Origin of the sequence: Caldisphaera sp. (genome assembly GCF_049974385.1) — an archaeon.
Lineage (GTDB): Archaea > Thermoproteota > Thermoprotei_A > Sulfolobales > Acidilobaceae > Caldisphaera.
This window is the reverse complement of record NZ_JBMFIW010000067.1, coordinates 1-590: the sequence shown is the minus strand read 5'-3', so window position 1 is coordinate 590 and position 590 is coordinate 1. Positions and strand designations below refer to the sequence as shown.

Here is a 590-nt window from a genome sequence, read left to right as displayed (position 1 = left end):
GTATTAAATTGTTTAAGACTTGAAAATACTCCTTCTATAACCTGTCTTTGAGCTCTTTCCTCTTTATTCTTACAAACATAAACATTTTCACATCCTTTATACCCCTTGTCCCCTATAACCTCAAAAAGATTGATAAGCTTTTTAAACCATAGGCTTGTTCTAGTTCTTAACCTAAAGGATTTAACCTCATGATAACTTGCTGGATGAAACCAAACATCATAGACAATACCATTTGTATCGCAAAGCACCATTACAAGCACTCCGTAGTAAAGCTCTTCAAAAGCTACTTTTTGTTTGTAATGCTCGCTATAGAGATTTCTATTTCTCTTTACCCAAAATAGCTTACCTTTGAATCTCTTTATCTTTTGAGTTCTTGCTCTGTTTACATTTGCTACTGGTAATATAGTACCGTCTACAATAAGTTTTGGTTTTGCTTTTGACACAAGATTAACAAGGATTATGAATATTACTCTTAACTGCATGTATTTCCTTAAAATGTTGTATACTCTTTTTACTCTTGATTTTCTAAAGATGTGATAGGACCTTATAGATGGGTTTAATATCTGGTTTGCTATCTTCATAACTGGCAT

Annotated in this window: 1 protein-coding gene; it reads right to left on the bottom strand. The window is 32.4% G+C overall.

Annotation, left to right across the window (positions count from 1 at the left end; translation table 11 throughout):
- On the bottom strand, positions 1–590 hold a 590-nt coding region (locus ACP5GV_RS08135), incomplete at both ends, for a hypothetical protein (RefSeq protein WP_428103308.1).